Source organism: Agromyces sp. MMS24-K17 (assembly GCF_043950245.1).
Taxonomy (GTDB): Bacteria; Actinomycetota; Actinomycetes; order Actinomycetales; family Microbacteriaceae; genus Agromyces.
Genome location: NZ_CP171640.1, coordinates 1,626,339 through 1,644,006 on the forward strand (window position 1 = coordinate 1,626,339; position 17,668 = coordinate 1,644,006).

Here is a 17,668-nt window from a genome sequence, read left to right on the forward strand (position 1 = left end):
GAGAGCGGCTCGGGGCTACCCGAGGGACTCGATGGCCGGGATGGCGAAGAAGACGAAGACGAGGACCGCCACCGCGACGATGCTGAGGGCGGCGAGCCAGAGGATCGTTCCGGCGATCGCCAGCCACCGGTGCTTCGAGCCCTGACCGACGCGGTAGCCGACGGTCAGCCAGAACAGCGCGTTGAGGGCCCCCACCAGGCAGTAGGTCCACTCGATCCGGCGGACGGTGTCGAAGGCGTCGACGTGGTCGATCACGATGAGCGCGACCGCGGCGACGAGGAGGAGCGCGCCGAGCACGACCATCGTGATGCGGAAGGGGGACCGGCGCCAGGTCTTCGGGGGTGCCTCGGGGTGGATCGCGTCGGTCATGCCGCGGGGCCGCACGTCGGGGTGTGCATCATGTCGCGAACCTAACCGACGCGCGGCTCGGAGCGCGTGAGCTCTCCACACACACAGAGGGGGCCGGGCGAACGCCCGACCCCCTCGATGTGCTGCCGCCGTGGACTACACCTTTGCGGTGTCGGCCTCGGTCTCGGCTTCGGGCTCGTCGGCGTCGCCGGTCTCGACCTGCCCCTGCACCTCGGCGAGCTCGGCGTCGAGGTCGGTCGCCGCCTGCTCGAACTGCGAGTTGTAGAGGCGGTAGTACGCGCCCTTCGCGGCGATGAGCTCGTCGTGGCTGCCCTTTTCGACGATGTCGCCGTGCTCCATCACGAGGATGAGGTCGGCGTCGCGGATCGTCGAGAGGCGGTGCGCGATGACGAACGAGGTGCGGCCCTGACGCAGCGCGTTCATCGCCTGCTGGAGGAGCAGCTCGGTGCGGGTGTCGACCGAGCTCGTCGCCTCGTCGAGGATCAGCACCGACGGCTGGGAGACGAACGCGCGGGCGATCGTGACCAGCTGCTTCTCGCCGGCCGAGACGTTCGCCGCGTCCTCGTCGAGCACCGTGTCGTACCCGTCGGGCAACGAGTGCACGAACCGGTCGACGTAGGTCGCCTTGGCCGCCGCGACGATCTCCTCGTCGGTGGCGTCGGCCCGGCCGTACCGGATGTTCTCCCGGATCGTGCCGGCGAACAGCCACGGGTCCTGCAGGACCATGCCGGTGCGGGCGCGGACGTCGTGCCGGGTGAGCTCGGCGATGTCCTGGCCGTTCAGCAGGATGCGCCCGCCGTCGAGCTCGTAGAACCGCTGGAGCAGGTTCACGAGCGTCGTCTTGCCCGCGCCGGTCGGACCGACGATCGCGACGGTCTGGCCGGGCGTGACCCGGAACGACAGGTCGCGGATGAGCGGGCGGTCGGGGTGGTACGAGAACGCCACGTGGTCGAACTCGATCGTGCCGTCGCCGTCGACCGGCGCCGGGGCGTCGGCCGCGTCGGGCTCCTGCTCGTCCTCGTCGAGCAGTTCGAACACGCGCTCGGCCGACGCGGTGCCGGACTGCACGACCGCGGCCATGCCGCCGAGCTGCGACAGCGGCTGGGTGAACATCTGCGAGTACTGGATGAACGCCTGCACGTCGCCGAGGCGGAGCTGGCCGGTGGCGACCATGAGCCCGCCGAACACCGCGATGCCGACGTACGTCAGGTTCCCGATGAACATCATCGCGGGCATCATGATGTTCGCGAGGAACTGGGCCTTGAACGAGGCCTCGTACAACTCCTCGTTCTCGGCCTTGAACGCCTCGAGGCTGGCGTGCTCGCGCCCGAACACCTTCACCAGCGCGTGGCCCGAGAACGACTCCTCGACCCGCGCGTTCAGGCGGCCGACCTTGCGCCACTGCGCGCCGAACGCCTTCTGCGACTTCGGGCCGATGACCCCGAAGATGACGGCCATGAGCGGCAGCGAGATCAGCGCGACCAGCGAGAGCTGCCACGAGATGGAGAACATCAGCGCGAGCACGCCGACGACGGTGAGCACGGAGGTGAGTGCCTGCGACAGCGACTGCTGCATCGTCTGCGTGATGTTGTCGATGTCGTTCGTGACCCGCGAGATCAGCTCGCCGCGCTGCACGCGGTCGAAGTAGCTGAGGGGGAGGCGGTTGACCTTCTCCTCCACCTGCTCGCGGAGCCGGTACATCGCGCGGACCATGATGACGTTGATGATGTAGCCCTGCAGCCAGCCGAGCACCGACGCGGCGAAGTACATCAGCAGCACGAGGATGAGCACCTGCGAGAGCGCGGTGAAGTCGATGCCCGCACCGACCTCGAAGTCGCCCATCGCCGCGATGATGTCGGCGAAGTCGGTCTGGCCGGCGGCCCGCAGGGCCTCGACCACCTGCTCCTGGCTGGTGCCCGGCGGGAACCCGGCGGACACGAGCCCGGCCGACGCCGCGCCCTCGAAGATGAGGTTCGTCGCCTCGGCGAGCACCTTCGGGGCGAAGACGGTGATCACGACGCCGAGCGCGCCGAGCACCGACGCGATCGTGAAGGCGAGCGCGTGCGGCTTGAGCATGCCGAGCAGTCGGCCGAAGGCGCGGCCGAAGTCGTTCGCCTTCCCGGGAGCGACGGCGCCGCTCCAGTCGTCGGCGGCGAGGCGTGCTGCCTCGCCGGCCTCGATCTCGGCCTGCTCCTCGGCGGAGATCGCCGTCGGGTTGGTCTTGGTGCGGTCGCTCATCGTGCGGCCTCCACTCCGAGCTGGGATTCGACGATCTCGCGGTAGGTCTGGCTGGTCTCGAGCAGCTGCTCGTGGGTGCCGAGCCCGACCATGCCGCCGTCGTCGAGGACGACGATGCGGTCGGCGTCGGTGATGGTCGAGACGCGCTGGGCGACGACGATCTTCGTCACCGTCGGCAACTCCCGCCACAGGGCCTGCCTGAGTCTCGCGTCGGTCGTGAGGTCGAGCGCCGAGAACGAGTCGTCGAAGACGAGGACCTGCGGGGCGTGCACGATGGCACGCGCGATCGCGAGCCGCTGGCGCTGGCCGCCCGACACGTTCGTGCCGCCCTGCGAGATCCGGGCGTCGAGCCCGCCGAGCTCCTCGACGAAGTCGCGGCCCTGGGCGATCTCGAGGGCGTGCCAGAGCTCGTCGTCGGTCGCGTCCTCGCGGCCGAACCGCAGGTTCGACCCGACGGTGCCCGCGAAGAGGAACGGACGCTGGGGCACGAGGCCGATCGACGTCCACAGGGCGTCGACGTCGGCCTCGCGGACGTCGGTGCCGTTCACCCGCACCGAGCCGCCGGTCACGTCGAAGAGCCGGGGGATGAGCGAGACCAGCGTGGTCTTGCCGGCGCCGGTCGAGCCGACGATGGCGACCGTCTCCCCGGGCGAGGCCGTGAACGAGATGCCCGAGAGCACGGGGTGCTCGGCGCCGGGGTACTGGAACGCGGTGTCGACGAACTCGACGGTGCCCGGGGTCGGGAACGCGGTGACGCCGTGGTCGGGCCGGACGAGGGTCGACTCGGCGCCGAGGACCTCGCCGATGCGCTCGGCCGAGACCGCCGCCCTCGGGATCATGATCGTCATGAAGCTCGCCATGAGCACGCCCATGAGGATCTGCATGACGTACTGCATGAAGGCGAACAGCGTGCCGACCTCGACCGTGCCGGCATCGACCTCGAACGCGCCGAACCAGAGCACGCCCACGACGGTCACGTTGAGCACCAGCATGACCAGCGGGAAGAGCAGCACGAAGAGCGAGCCGACCTTGCGGCCGACGACGGTGATGTCGAGGTTGGCCACGCTGAAGCGCTCCTCCTCGATGGGCTCGCGCACGAACGCGCGGACGACGCGGATGCCGGTCAGCTGCTCGCGCATGATCCGGTTCACGCCGTCGAGCTTGTGCTGGAAGCTGCGGAACAGCGGCACCATGCGCGCGATGATGAGGCCGGCGATGACCAGCAGCACCGGCACCGACACGGCGATGATCCAGCCGAGCTCGGGGGCCTCGCGGAGTGCGAACACGATGCCGAAGATCGCGAGCATCGGCGCCGACACGAGCATCGTCGCGCCCATCATGGCGAGCATCTGCACCTGCTGCACGTCGTTCGTGTTGCGGGTGATGAGCGAGCCCGGACCGAACTTCGAGACCTCGCGCTCGGAGAACCCGCTGACGCGCTCGAACACGTCGTTGCGGATGTCCCGGCCGAGGCGCATCGCGGCCTTCGCGGCGAAGTAGGTGGCGATGATCGAGGCGGTGATCTGGCCGAGCGAGATGAGGAGCATCCAGCCGCCGGTGGTCCAGATGTACTCGGTGTCGCCGGTGCTGACGCCCTGGTCGATGATGTCGGCGTTCAACGTGGGCAGGTAGAGCGTGGCGCCCGCCGAGGCGGCCTGGAAGACCAGGACCCCGAGCAGCAGCCACGCATACGGCCTGAGATAGCGGATGAGGAGTTTGGTGAGCACGGTTTCTCCGAACGGTCTTCGCGCCGGCACCGGCGCGACCATCCCCCATTCTGGACGCCGCCTCCGACATCGGTGTACGCGGTACGCGAACACCCGATATCGCGATATATCGCGTGCGCGCCTCGACACGATATATCGCGATGACCGCCTGCGGCAACTCCCCTCCGGTTCGGCCGGCGCGGACCCGAGGCGTCACGCCCGCGCCGCCGTCGGCGGCCGCGGATAGAATCCCCGGCGTGACCCGCGCCATCACCGCCCCGCGCTTCCCGCTCGACGTCGACGGGGTTCCCCGTCCCGAGCGGAGCGAGGCCCTGCTCGACGCCCTCCGCCACCGGGTCGTCATCGCCGACGGCGCGATGGGCACCATGCTCCAGGAGCACGACCCCACCCTCGACGACTACCACGGCCTCGAGGGCTGCAACGAGATCCTCAACGTCTCGCGGCCCGACATGATCGCGGCCATCCACGACGCCTACCTCGTGGTCGGCATCGACGCGATCGAGACGAACACGTTCGGCGCCAACTGGTCGAACCTCTCCGACTACGGCATCGACGACCGCATCCACGAGCTCGCCGAGGCCGGCGCCCGCATCGCGCGCGAACGCGTCGAGGCCGCCGAGGCATCCGACGGCCGCATCCGCTGGGTACTCGGCTCGATGGGCCCCGGCACCAAGCTGCCGAGCCTCGGCCACACGACCTACGCGCACCTCAAGGAGACGTTCGCCGAGCAGGCCCGCGGGCTCATCGACGGCGGCGCCGACGCCTTCCTCATCGAGACCAGCCAGGACCTCCTCCAGACGAAGGCGGCGGTCAACGCCTGCAAGCAGGCCATCGTGGAGCGGGGCATCCGCCTGCCGATCTTCGTCGAGGTGACGGTCGAGACCATGGGCACCATGCTCATGGGCTCCGAGATCGGCGCCGCGCTCACCGCGCTCGAACCGCTCGGCGTCGACGCGATCGGCCTCAACTGCGCCACCGGCCCCGCCGAGATGAGCGAGCACCTGCGGCACCTCTCGAAGCACTCGCCCGTGCCGGTCGCCTGCATGCCGAACGCCGGCCTGCCGGTGCTCACCGCCGACGGCGCGCACTACCCGCTCAGCCCCGACGAGCTCGCGACCGCGCACGAGCAGTTCGTGCGCGAGTTCGGCCTCGGCCTCGTCGGCGGCTGCTGCGGCACGACGCCCGAGCACCTCCGCGCGGTCGTCGAGCGGCTGCGCCCGGCGACGGCGCCCGCGAGCCCGGCCGCGGGCGAGGCATCCCGCCGCGCGCTGCCCGACCCCGGCGTCGCGAGCCTCTACCAGCACGTGCCGTTCGACCAGGACGCGTCGTACCTCGCCATCGGGGAGCGCACGAACGCGAACGGCTCGAAGGCGTTCCGCGAGGCGATGCTCGAGGAGCGGTGGGACGACTGCGTCGAGATCGCGCGCAACCAGATCCGCGTCGGCGCGCACCTGCTCGACGTCTGCATCGACTACGTGGGCCGCGACGGCGTCGCCGACATCCGCGAGGTCGTGTCGCGGTTCGCGAGCGCCTCGACGCTGCCGCTCGTGGTCGACTCCACCGAGCCGGCCGTGATCAGCGCCGGGCTCGAGCTCATCGGCGGTCGCCCGGTCGTGAACTCGGTCAACTACGAGGACGGCGACGGGCCCGAGAGCCGCTTCGGCCGCATCATGCCGCTCGTGAAGGAGCACGGCACGGCCGTGATCGCCCTCACCATCGACGAGCAGGGCCAGGCCCGCACCACCGAGGGCAAGGTCGCGATCGCGAGCCGGCTCATCGACGAGCTCGTCGGCGCCTGGGGCCTGCGGGTCTCCGACATCATCGTCGACTGCCTCACCTTCCCCATCGCCACCGGCCAGGAGGAGACCCGGCGCGACGCGATCGAGACCATCGAGGCGATCCGCGAGATCAACCGGAAGTACCCCGGCATCCACACCACCCTCGGCGTCTCGAACGTGTCGTTCGGCCTCAACCCGGCCGCGCGCAGCGTGCTCAACTCGGTGTTCCTGCACGAGGCGGTCGAGGCGGGCCTCGACTCCGCGATCGTCGACGCCGCGAAGATCGTGCCGCTCGCGAGCGTGCCCGAGGAGCAGCGCAAGGTCGCCCTCGACCTCGTCTGGGACCGCCGCGAGTACGACGCCGACGGCGCCGTCTCCTACGACCCGCTGGCGACGATGCTCGACCTGTTCGCCGGCGTCGACAGTGCGGCCCTGCGCGACCAGCGCGCCGCGGAGCTCGCGGCCCTGCCCGTCGGCGAGCGCCTCGAGCGCCGCATCATCGACGGCGAGGGCAAGGGCCTCGACACCGACCTCGAGCTCGCGCTCGCCGAGGGGCAGACCGCGCTCGGCATCATCAACGACCACCTCCTCGAGGGCATGAAGGTCGTCGGCGAGCGGTTCGGCGCCGGCGAGATGCAACTCCCGTTCGTGCTCCAGTCGGCCGAGGTGATGAAGAACGCGGTCGCCCTGCTCGAACCGCACATGGAGAAGGCGGATGCCTCGGGCAAGGGCACGATGGTCATCGCCACGGTGCGCGGCGACGTGCACGACATCGGCAAGAACCTGGTCGACATCATCCTGACCAACAACGGCTACAAGGTGATCAACCTCGGCATCAAGCAGCCGATCGCCGACATCATCAAGGCCGCCGAGGAGCACGACGCCGACGTCATCGGCATGTCGGGCCTGCTCGTGAAGTCGACCGTCGTGATGAAGGAGAACCTCGAGGAGCTCAACGCCCGCGGGCTCGCGAAGCGGTGGCCGATCATCCTCGGCGGTGCCGCGCTCACGCGCACCTACGTCGAGGACGACCTCGCGAGCCTGTTCGACGGCGAGGTGCGGTACGCCCGCGACGCGTTCGAGGGCCTCGCCCTCATGGAGCCGCTCGTCGCGATCGCCCGCGGCGCCGACCGCGACGCGGTCGGCCTGCCGCCGCTGAAGAAGCGCATCCACGCGTCGGGCTCGAAGCTCACGCTGACCGAGCCCGAGCAGATGCCGGCGCGGTCGGATGTCGCGGCTGACAACGCCGTCCCGGCTCCGCCGTTCTGGGGCACCCGCATCGTGCGCGGCCTCGCACTCGCCGACTACGCCGCGTTCCTCGACGAGCGGGCGACGTTCATGGGCCAGTGGGGGCTGAAGCCCGGACGGGGGTCCGACGGCGCCAGCTACGAGGAGCTCGTCGAGCGGGAGGGCCGGCCGCGGCTGCGGTACTGGCTCGACCGGATCCTCGGCGAGGGCATGCTCGACGCGTCGGTCGCGTACGGCTACTTCCCGGTCGTCTCCGAGGGCGACGACCTCATCGTGCTGCACCACGGCGACGACCCGACCGGCGTGCTCGGCGTGCCCGGGCTGCTCGCGCCCGACGGCGGCTCCCTCTCCGTTGGTCGAGGAGCGAGCGCCAGCGAGCGTCTCGAGACCCTCGGCACCGAGCGCCTGCGCTTCCACTTCCCCCGCCAGCGTCGCGACCGGCACCTGTGCCTCTCCGACTTCGTCCGCTCCCGCGAGAGCGGGCAGGTCGACGTGCTGCCGGTGCAGCTCGTCACCGCGGGCGCGAAGATCGACGAGGTCACCGCGAAGCTCTTCGCCGAGGACCGCTACCGCGACTACTACGAGCTGAACGGCCTCGTCATGCAGCTCACCGAGGCGCTCGCCGAGTTCTGGCACGGGCGCATCCGCGAGGAGCTGGGCCTCTCGGGCGAGGACCCGACGGATGTCGCGGGCCTGTTCAAGCTCGAGTACCGCGGCGCCCGCTTCTCGCTGGGCTACCCCGCCTGCCCCGACATGGAGGACCGCCGCAAGGTCGTCGAGCTCCTGAAGCCGGAGCGGATGGGCGTCGAGCTCAGCGACGAGCTGCAGCTGCACCCGGAGCAGTCGACGGACGCGTTCGTGTTCCACCACCCCGAGGCGAAGTACTTCTCGGTGTGACGTCGGGGCGGGGCATCCGCCCGCTCGGCAGCTTGACGCGGCGCAGCGCCGCGAGCATCGCGGAGCCCGCGACCGCGAGGCCGACGACCGTGGTGATCGCGCGGAGCGTGTCCCAGCTCGCCGTCGACGTGACGAGCGAATAGAGCAGGAAGCTCGCGAGGTTCTCGGGGAGCGGAGCCCCGGCGTCGTACGAGATGCCCGCGCCGGCGCCGACCGCGAACGGCCAGAACCACAGGTTCATGACGAGGCCGAAGGCATAGGAGGCGACGATGCCGTACGCCGCGAGGAGCGCGATCTCGCCGGCGCGCGAGCGGCGGAGGGTGGCGGGGGTCCTCGCGGCATCGACCGCTGCGGGGGTCGGGCGTGCGTTGCTCGCTCGGGCGCGGGTTCCTCCGGACGCCTGAGCGAGGAACGTGCGCCGGACCTGGGGTCCGCCCATGCGCCCGCCGGGGAGCAGGCCGGCGCCCGCGCCGACCCAGCCGCAGGCGAACGCCTGGAACGGGGTCCAGGGCCCGAAGCCGCCCTGCATCGTCGACGACAGCAGGATCACGAGCACGCCGAGCAGGAACCCGAACCGGGCGCCGAAGGCGCGCCCCGCGACGACGAGCAGCACGAACACCGCCTCGACGCCGCCGACCCCGGTGCCCGCGATCCGCACGGCCGCGCCGACGGCGGCGAGCGTGCCGAGCAGCGCCAGCGCCTTCGCCGACCGGACGGAGCCGTCGAGGGCGAACACGAGCACGGCCAGCGCGATCGGCGCGAGGGCGAGCGCGGCGAAGGGGGCCGCGGCCTGCGCCTGCGCGGGCAGGGCGGGCGTCACGAGCGGCCAGGCGAACGCGGCCGCGCCGACGAGGGTTCCGGCGACGAGGACGACACCGGTCCACCGGTCGCGTCCGCCGCGGGCGCGCGCCGAGCGGATGCCCGGCGGTCGCGCGTCGGCCCCGCCCGTGCCGCTCGCCGGCACCGTGATGTCGCCCATTCGGCGCACCTCGCCGTCGCCGCCCGGCCGGGTCTGCGACATCGCGTCACGAGGTCGCAGATCCGGTTCGCCGGGGGCGGCCACGTGCGCCATTCGGGCGACATCGGGCGGAGCGGGGTGGGATGAGGTGCGGAGGGCGGCGTCGGCCGGGGCGGCGGGCGACCGATGCGGCGGCGACGGGGCATCCGCCCAGCCCGGGGCGTGCTCGCCGACGCGGCCCGCGTGCATCGGCACGATGCGGTCGGCGAGCGGTTCGGCGAAGGCGCGGTCGTGCGTGGCGAGCACGACGGCACCGCCGCGGCGCGCGACCGCGACCAGCGCGGCGGCGACCATCGCGCGCGCGGCCGGGTCGAGGCCGCGCGTCGGCTCGTCGACGAGCAGCACGTCGGGGTCGGCCGCGAGCTGGATCGCGAGGGCGAGGCATCGGCGCTGGCCGACCGAGAGGTCGCGCGGGTGGCGGGTGAGCAGGGCGCCGGCAGCGGCCGCGTCCAGGCCGAGGAACCCGAGCAGCAGGTCGGCGGTCGCCCCGGCGGGGGCATCGGCGGCGCGGTCGGCGCGGCGGCACTCCTCGGCGACGGTGAGCGACACGAACAGGTCGTCGGATGCCTCGGGCACGAGCGCGATCCGGCGGCGGCGCTCCCGGTCGGCGATCCCGGCGACGTCGGCACCGCCGACGCGAACGGTGTCGCGGTCGGTCGGCAGGGCCGCGGCGACGAGCAGGCTCGACTTGCCGGCGCCGTTCGGCCCGGCGAGGGCGACGATCTCGCCCGCGGCGACGATGAGCGAGGCGGAGCGCACGGCCGGTGCGGCGGCGGCGCCGCGCGCGGCACCCGTTCGACGGTGGGTGACGCTGAGCCCCGCGAGCTGCAGGGACGGGGCGGGGGTCGCGCCCGACCGGTCGGCATCGGGACCGCCGGGGTGACCGATGCCGGCACCGGCTGCCCACGCGCTCGGCACGACGGGACTCGCCGCCACCCGCCCATCGGCGACGACCCGCCCATCGACGGCGACCCGCCCATCGGCGGCGACGCCCCGCCCGTCGACGACGACGACCCGCCCATCGCCGACCTCCACCCGCACGTCCGCGAGGGCGTCGAGCTCGGTGACCCGATGCTCGGCGACCACGACGCAGACGCCCGCCTCGTGCGCCAGCGCGCCGAGCAGGGCGGCGATCCGCACTCGAGCGTCCCGGTCGAGGTCGGCGAGCGGCTCGTCGACGAGCAGGAGGGTGGGGCGTTCGACGATGGCGGCGGCGATCGCGACGAGCGTCGCCTCGCCGGCCGACAAGGCCCGGAGGTCGCGGTCGAGGAGCCCGGCGATGCCGACGCGGTCGGCGATCTCGCGCACCCGGTCGGCGACGATCACGGGCGCGACGCCGCGCACGTCGAGCGCGAACCCGATCTCGGCGTGCACGGTCTCGCTCGCGAAGCCCGAGCGCGGGTCCTGCCGGACGACGCCGACGAACCCCGCGGTCTCGCGGGGCGGCACGGCGGCGCGGTCGACCTCGCCGACCAGCACGGTGCCGGCGATGCGGCCGCCGTCGACGTGGGAGAACAGGCCGCTGAGCGCGTCGAGCACGCTCGACTTGCCCGATCCCGTGGCGCCGGCGAGCACGGTGAGCGTGCCGGGGACGAGCCGGAGGTCGTCGATCGCGAGGGTCCAGCCGTCCGGGCGGGACAGCACGGCGCCGCGCACCTCGACGGGGTGCGCGCAGGCGCCCTCCACCCGGCGGCCGGCGGCGAAGCCGCGCACCTCCATGGCCGCGGCGACGGCGACGGCCCGTTCGACGGTCCGCTCGAACACGGGCACGAGGAGCGTCGCGGCTGCGCGTTCGCCGCGCAGGCGCCGGGCGAGCCGGACCGACCGCACGCCGTCGGCGAGGCCGGGGAAGGTGGCCCAGGCGATGACGAGGGCGCGCGAGATGCCGCGGAGCGGACCTCGGCTCGCGCCGCGCGCGAACACCCGCGACAGGTCGACGAACGCGTTGAGCACGCCGAACGCGAGGATCGTGAGGGCGATCGGCACGGCGCTGAGCACCGCGGCCGTCAGCCCGCCGGTCGTGATCGGGCCGAACAGCACCACGTGCGCGAACGGGTCGGGCAGGCGCACCTCGGGAAGGTCGAGGAGTACCGCACCCGACCCGTCGAGGCCGTGGAACAGGGCCCGGTAGCCGACCCGGAGGACGATGAAGCCGGCGGCGAGGATGGCCGCCTGGCGGATCGGTCCGGGTCGGTAGCGGAGCATCAGCCCATCACGCGGCCGGCGACGCCGGCTGGTCGTTGAGCGTGAAGAGCAGCTGCACCGACTCGCCCGGCGCGAGCTCGAGGGTCGAGAGGCCCTCCTGGGCGTAGCCCCACTCGCCGCCGGCGGTCTTCACCCAGAGCGCCCAGTAGGCGAACGCGGCGGGCATCGACGCGCAGGTCTCGTGGTACTCGGTGCCGTCGGCTGCGGTGATCGTGAGGTCTTCGGCGGGCTCGCCGTTGACGCGGCAGACGATCTGGTCGCCGTACTCCTCGGTGCCCTCGGTCTCGACGCCGGCCTCGGCGAGCGCGTCGAGCGCCGCGATCGGGGCGTCGGCTCCGACGCAGGCGTCGGTCGACGGGTCGGTCGCGGGCTCGAGGTCGCCCGCGTCGACGATCACCCGGACGCCTTCGCAGGAGTCGCTGCCGGCCTCGACGGCCGGCGCCTCGGTGGCGGAGGCGCTGGCCGAGGCATCCGTGCCGGACTGGTCGTCGGCGGTGCCGGCGCATCCGGCGAGGGCGAGGGCGAGCAGGGGCACGGCGGCGAGCGCCGCGAGGCGGGAGGTCATCCCTCCAGCCTACGGTCGGCCCTCGCGGCGCGACGCTCCGTGACGGTGCCTCCCGCGCTCAGTACCACCCGGTCGACTGGATGTGCGCCCACGCCCCGCACGGGTTCCCGTAGCGTCCGGCGATGTAGTCGATGCCCCACGAGATCTGCGTGGCGGGATTCGTCTGCCAGTCGGCGCCGTGCGACGCCATCTTCGATCCCGGGAGCGCCTGCGGGATCCCGTACGCGCCGCTCGGGTTCGAGGCGTACACGTTCCAGCCCGACTCGTAGTTCCACACGGCGACGAGGCATCCGAACTGGTCGTCGCCCCAGCCGTAGCGGGCGGCGCCCATCTCGCGGCCGATCTGCTGGGCGGCCGACGGGTTGGCGGGCGCGGCCGGCGTGCCGCCACCTCCGCCGCCCGACGAGCCGGAACCGCCCGAGCCGGAGCCGCCGGACGCGGCCCGCTCCGCGGCGGCGCGTTCGGCCGCCTCCTGCTCGGCCGCGATCCGCGCGGCCTCCGCGGCGGCGGCCTGCTCGGCCGCGATGCGATCGAACTCGGCGACGGCGCTCGCGACCTCGGCCGACTGCGCCCGCGCCGTCGCGACGAGCGCGAACACGCGGTCGGGCGCGAGCAGGGCGGCGCCGTCGAGTTGCGCGACGGTCGACGCGAGCGCGGAGGCATCCGCCTTCCCCGTCGCCGCGGCGAGCACCGCGGATGCCTCGGCCACCGCGGTGTCGGCCGCGCCGCCGGCACGCGCGAGGAGGATGTCCCGCCCGGTGCCGAGTTGCGCGGGCTCGAGTTCGGCGGCCGAGCGCAGGGCGTCGGTCTGCTCGACCGACCGCTTCGCCTGGTCGAGGTTCGACTGCAGCATGAAGCCGGTGCCGGCGGTGAGCGCGAGACCGGCGACGGCGACCGCCGCGATCACGGCGCGCAGGTGCCCGCCCAGCCGATGCGGTCGGTTGGTCGTGGTCGTATTCCCCATGCGTCCCCCACGGCCGCGCACCCGCCGGCGCTGCGACCTGTCTCCTCGTGCCGCGGGCGTGCCGCGGAAGTCCGATCCCGGTCAGGGTACGCGAGGCTTGCTCAGGTCACAAGTCGATAACGGACGATGACGGCGGCGCAGAATGGAGCGCGGAGGTCGACGATGATCCGAACCCACGAGGTGCTGAACCAGGTTCCGCCGCGCGACGGCGTCGACGAGTTCGCCGCGCATCCGGCCCTCGTCGAGGGCGTGGCGCGCTGGGGAAGCCCGGCCGCGAGCGCCCGGCTCGGGGCGATCGGGCGGCACGTGGGGACGGCGGCGTTCCAGCGCGACGCCGAGCACGCGAACACCCGGACCCCGGTGCTGCGCACCCACGATCGCTGGGGACGGCGCATCGACGAGGTCGACTACGACGAGTCCTACCACCGGGTGATCGGCGCGGCCGTGGCCGCCGGCGCGCACACCTCGGCGTGGGCCGAGCCGGGCGCGGGCGCGAACGTCGACCGCGCCGCGGCGTTCCTCCTCTTCGCGCAGGTCGAGCCCGGGCATGCCTGCCCGATCTCGATGACCCACGCCGCCGTGCCCACGCTCGCGCTCGCCGCGCCGGGCCTCCGCGACGACTGGATGCCCCGGCTGCTCAGCCGCGAGTACGACCCGGAGCTGGGCGCCGGCGCCGGCCCCGACGGTGCTGACGGCGGCGGCGACGGCGACGGCGCAAGTGCCGACGCCCCGAAGCGCTCCGCGCTCGTCGGCATGGCGATGACCGAGAAGCAGGGCGGCAGCGACGTCCGCGCCAACACCACGGTCGCCGAGCCGACCGGCGACGACGGCCCGTGGGGCCGCGAGGTCGTGCTCACCGGCCACAAGTGGTTCTGCAGCGCGCCGATGAGCGACGCGTTCCTCGTGCTCGCGCAGGCGCCGGCCGGGTTGAGCTGCGTGTTCGTGCCGCGCGTGCGGCCCGACGGCACGCGCAATCCCTTCCGCATCGAGCGCCTGAAGGACAAGCTCGGCAACCGCTCGAACGCCTCGAGCGAGGTCGAGTTCCACGGCACCACGGGGTGGCTCGTCGGCGAGGAGGGCCGCGGCGTCGCGACGATCGTGCAGATGGTCACGCGCACCCGGCTCGACTGCGTGCTCGGCTCGGCCGCCGGCATGCGGCAGGCCGTCGCCGAGGCGGCGTGGCACGTGCGGCACCGGCGCGCCTTCGGCGAGCTCCTCGTCGACCAGCCGGCGATGCGCGCGGTGGTCGCCGACCTCGCCCTCGAGAGTGAGGCGGCGACCACGACCGCTCTCCGGCTCGCGCGCGCCTACGACGACGACGCGGATGCCACGGAGCAGGCGTTCCGCCGACTCGCGACGGCGGTCGCCAAGTACCACGTGTGCAAGCGGGGCGCCGGGCACGCGGCCGAGGCGCTCGAGTGCCTCGGCGGCAACGGCTACACCGAGGCGTGGCCGCTCGCCCGCCGCTACCGGGAGCAGCCGCTGCTCGCGATCTGGGAGGGCTCGGGCAACGTCATCGCCCTCGACGTGCTGCGCGTGCTCGGCCGCGAGCCCGACGCGTTCGCCGCGTTCTTCGACGTGGTCGGCCGGGCGGCGGCGGCGGATGCCTCCTTCGACCTCGCCCTGGCCCACGCCGAGTCCCTCGCCCGGGAGCTGGCCCGGGATCTCGCCGACCCGGGAGCCGGGGCATCCGTCGCCGCCCTCCGGGCCCGCGAGCTCGCCGAGCGGCTCGCGCTGGTGCTCCAGGGGTCGCTGCTGCTCCAGCACGCGCCCGCCGCCGTGGCGGACGCGTTCTGCGCGACCCGGCTCGGCGGCCGGGGCGGTCAGCAGTACGGGGTGCTGCCGCGCGGCGCCGACCTCGGGGCGCTCCTCGAACGGGCGTGACGGCGGCGTTCGCCCGGGTCACGAACTCGTCACGAAACCGCACACGCCCGATTCACCGGCTGTTCAGGCATTCGTGATGGGTTAGCGTTCTCGGGCAAGGCGCCCGACGACGTGCGCACCACCGATCGATGGGAATCCCAGTGACGATCCGGACGGCCGAGTACCCCAGGCCGAACCACTTCCTGCTCCACATCTCCGACACCCACCTCCTCGCAGGCGGCGGGAGCCTCTACGATCGCGTCGCGAGCGAGCGGCACCTGCGGCAGCTCTTCGACGAGTTCGAGGCATCCGGCGGACGCCCCGAGGCGATCGTGTTCACCGGCGACCTCGCCGACCGGGGCGAGCCCGACGCCTACCAGCGGCTGCGCCGCATCGTCGAACCCGTCGCCGAGCGGCTCGACGCGCAGGTCATCTGGGTGATGGGCAACCACGACGACCGGGCGGCGTTCCGCGAGCACCTGCTCGACCAGCCGGCCGGCATGACCCGCCCCGTTGACCGCGTCTACGACGTGAACGGGCTGCGCGTCATCACGATCGACTCGACCGTGCCCGGCTTCCACCACGGCGAGGTGAGCGGCGACCAGCTCGACTGGCTGGCCGAGGAGCTCGCGACGGATGCCCCGGACGGATCGATCCTCGCGATGCACCACCCGCCCGTGCCGAGCGTGCTCGACCTGGCCGTGTCGGTGGAGCTCCGTGACCAGGCCGGGCTCGCCGAGGTCGTCGAGGGCAGCGACATCCGCTCGATCATCGCCGGGCACCTGCATTACTCGTCGACGGCGACGTTCGCGGGCGTGCCCGTGTCGGTCGCATCGGCCACCTGCTACACGCAGGACCTCAACGTGCCCGTCGGCGGCACGCGGGGCCGCGACGGCGCCCGGGCGTTCAACCTCGTCCACGTGTACCCGACGACGGTGCTGCACTCGGTCGTGCCGCTCGGCGCGTTCCCGGCGCTCGACTGGATCGACGCGGCGGAGAGCCGTCGCAGGCTCGACGCCGGAGGCATCCGCATCGCCGCCGCGGCCGCCGCGCCGAGCACCGACGTCGGCCTCGACACCCGGCCGCTGGAGACCGTGCGGTAGCCGGCGCGCTCCCGCGTCCTACTCGACCAGCGACTCCGGCAGCGGCAGGGCGCGCGACGGGGCATCCGCCTCGGCCTGCTCCCACGGGGCCGGGAACGGGAAGTACCGGTCGAGGAAATCGGTGACCGCCGCGGTGCGCTCGGCGACCGAGATCTCGGGCTTCGAGCCGTCGTTCAGGCAGAACATGTCCTGGTCGCGCCGCTTCAGGAGCCGGTCCATCGCCGGCAGCGCCCGCTTCAGTGTCGTCTCGATGTACTGCACGCGCACCTGCGTCTGCGTGACGGCCTTGCCGGCCATGAGCGCGTAGTAGTGGTACAGCGAGTTCGTCACCGAGATGTCGGTCGCCGACCGGAACGGGCTCGCCGCGGTGCGGGCGAACTCCTCGGGGAAGGTCGCCTCGAGCTCGGCCATGACGCTCCGCCGCAGCGGCGCCGCGCAGTGCTCGAGGTGCCGCGTGGTCACCTTGCCGAACCTCGACCGCAGCAGGGCACGGTTGACGCGGGCGGCGTTCTCGAACCCGCTGCGCTCGGCGTTCGAGTCGCCGAGCCCGATGCGCGTGCCCGCCTCGACGAACTTCGTGACGCCGCCGGGGGAGAAGAACAGGTCGGGCGAGACCGCGCGGCCGAAGAACATGTCGTCGTTCGAGTACAGGAAGTGCTCGGCGAGGCCGTCGATGCGGTGCAGCTGGCTCTCGACGGCGTGCGAGTTGTGCGTCGGAAGCGCGGCTTCGTCGGCGAAGAACTCCTCGCTGCGCACGATCCGCACCTTCGGGTGGTCGGCCAGCCATTTCGGCGCGGGCGAGTCGGTCGCGATGAAGATGCGGCGGATCCACGGCGCGAACAGGTGCACGCTCCGCAGCGCGTACTTGAGCTCGTCGATCTGCCGGTAGCGGGCCTCCGAGTCGTCGCCGTCGCCGACGACGTAGCTCTGCATGCGCTTCGCGCGCTCCCGGATGAACTCGTCGCTGGAGCCGTCGACCCACGAGAACACCAGGTCGATGTCGAAGTCGACATCGCTGGCGAGCGGCGCCCACATGTGCTCGAGCGTCGCCCATTCGCGGCCGAACAGGTCGACCGCGTCCTCGACGGCCTCGCCGCGCGGCAGCGTCGTGCGCATGAGCGCGTTCGGCAGCGGCGCTTCGATCGTGTCCTCGCCGAACCGCCACAGCTCGAGCTGCACGGCCGTCGCCCTGCCATAGCGGAGGCGGCCGAGCGGCTCGACGCGCGGGCGGTACAGCCGGAACGCGGTGGCCTTGCGGTGCGCCGAGAGCCGGCCGTCGGCGAGCAGCACCGGCCGGGTGTCCTGCGCGCGGGCGGGCGCGATCGGCGCCGAGTAGAACGGCTCCTCGGCGAACGCCGCCGCGAGGGCCCGGGCGAGCGCCTTGCGCTCGGCGCGGTCGACCGCGATCACGGGTCGGTCGCCGTCGCCGCGGACGAGCAGGTGCCGGATTCCGGCGGCGTCGAGCACGTCGCGGATCGCGAGCAGGTCCTCCTCCATCGATTCGCGCGGGGTGAGGTGCCCGTTCCGCAGCGCGTACTCGCCCTTGCGGATCACGAGGTCGTCGCGGTCGAAGCGGGGTCCGGCGGGGAGCAGCACGAGCTCGGGCGCGTCGGAGGGGCCGACCGGATCGGGGGCGAGCGGTGAGGCGGGTTCTGCGGCGACGGCGCTGCGGGGGGATGCGGAACGGATGCCT

10 protein-coding genes are annotated in these 17,668 nt (G+C 72.9%); 3 read left to right on the top strand and 7 right to left on the bottom strand.

Translation table 11 applies throughout. From position 1 onward, the window contains the following. Positions 1–15 precede the first annotated feature (15 nt). The 3 genes from ACGGZK_RS07315 to ACGGZK_RS07325 form a co-directional block, all read right to left on the bottom strand. Positions 16–369 carry a hypothetical protein gene (locus ACGGZK_RS07315; RefSeq protein WP_395245615.1) on the bottom strand — a complete coding sequence of 118 codons (354 nt, stop codon included), beginning with the start codon at positions 367–369 and terminating at the stop codon, positions 16–18. 135 nt (positions 370–504) lie between these two features. After that, the gene (locus ACGGZK_RS07320) at positions 505–2,607 is read right to left on the bottom strand and encodes an ABC transporter ATP-binding protein (RefSeq protein WP_395245616.1); all 2,103 of its coding nucleotides are present in this window, start codon (positions 2,605–2,607) and stop codon (positions 505–507) included. After that, a complete protein-coding gene (locus ACGGZK_RS07325; RefSeq protein WP_395245617.1) occupies positions 2,604–4,334 on the bottom strand; it encodes an ABC transporter ATP-binding protein in 1,731 nt (576 codons plus the stop codon). Before ACGGZK_RS07325 ends, ACGGZK_RS07320 begins: the two co-directional genes overlap by 4 nt. Positions 4,335–4,570: 236 nt before the next feature. Here ACGGZK_RS07325 and metH point away from each other — a divergent pair, with 236 nt between their 5' ends. Beyond that, the gene (gene metH, locus ACGGZK_RS07330; protein WP_395245618.1) at positions 4,571–8,257 is read left to right on the top strand and encodes a methionine synthase; all 3,687 of its coding nucleotides are present in this window, start codon (positions 4,571–4,573) and stop codon (positions 8,255–8,257) included. On the opposite strand, the gene ACGGZK_RS07335 is transcribed toward metH, so the two are convergent. From ACGGZK_RS07335 to ACGGZK_RS07345, 3 genes are read right to left on the bottom strand one after another with little or no spacing between them, the layout of a single operon-like run. Beyond that, positions 8,172–11,480 (bottom strand): ATP-binding cassette domain-containing protein, encoded by a 3,309-nt coding sequence (locus tag ACGGZK_RS07335; RefSeq protein WP_395245619.1) that lies wholly within the window; start codon positions 11,478–11,480, stop codon positions 8,172–8,174. The genes metH and ACGGZK_RS07335 overlap by 86 nt on opposite strands. Positions 11,481–11,487: 7 nt before the next feature. Further along, positions 11,488–12,045 (bottom strand): hypothetical protein, encoded by a 558-nt coding sequence (locus tag ACGGZK_RS07340; protein ID WP_395245620.1) that lies wholly within the window; start codon positions 12,043–12,045, stop codon positions 11,488–11,490. 58 nt (positions 12,046–12,103) lie between these two features. After that, the gene (locus tag ACGGZK_RS07345; protein WP_395245621.1) at positions 12,104–13,009 is read right to left on the bottom strand and encodes a transglycosylase SLT domain-containing protein; all 906 of its coding nucleotides are present in this window, start codon (positions 13,007–13,009) and stop codon (positions 12,104–12,106) included. A gap of 162 nt (positions 13,010–13,171) precedes the next feature. On the opposite strand from ACGGZK_RS07345, the gene ACGGZK_RS07350 reads away from it, so the two are divergent. Together ACGGZK_RS07350 and ACGGZK_RS07355 are read left to right on the top strand one after the other, a co-directional pair. Next, entirely contained in the window at positions 13,172–14,893 is a 1,722-nt protein-coding gene (locus ACGGZK_RS07350; protein ID WP_395245622.1) for an acyl-CoA dehydrogenase family protein, read from the top strand. Between the two features lie 140 nt (positions 14,894–15,033). Beyond that, positions 15,034–15,975, top strand: a complete 942-nt coding sequence (locus ACGGZK_RS07355) for a phosphodiesterase (protein ID WP_395245623.1) — start codon at positions 15,034–15,036, stop codon at positions 15,973–15,975. An 18-nt stretch (positions 15,976–15,993) separates the two neighbouring features. On the opposite strand, the gene ACGGZK_RS07360 is transcribed toward ACGGZK_RS07355, so the two are convergent. After that, positions 15,994–17,571 (bottom strand): stealth family protein, encoded by a 1,578-nt coding sequence (locus ACGGZK_RS07360; RefSeq protein WP_395246046.1) that lies wholly within the window; start codon positions 17,569–17,571, stop codon positions 15,994–15,996. Between the last annotated feature and the right edge of the window lie 97 nt (positions 17,572–17,668).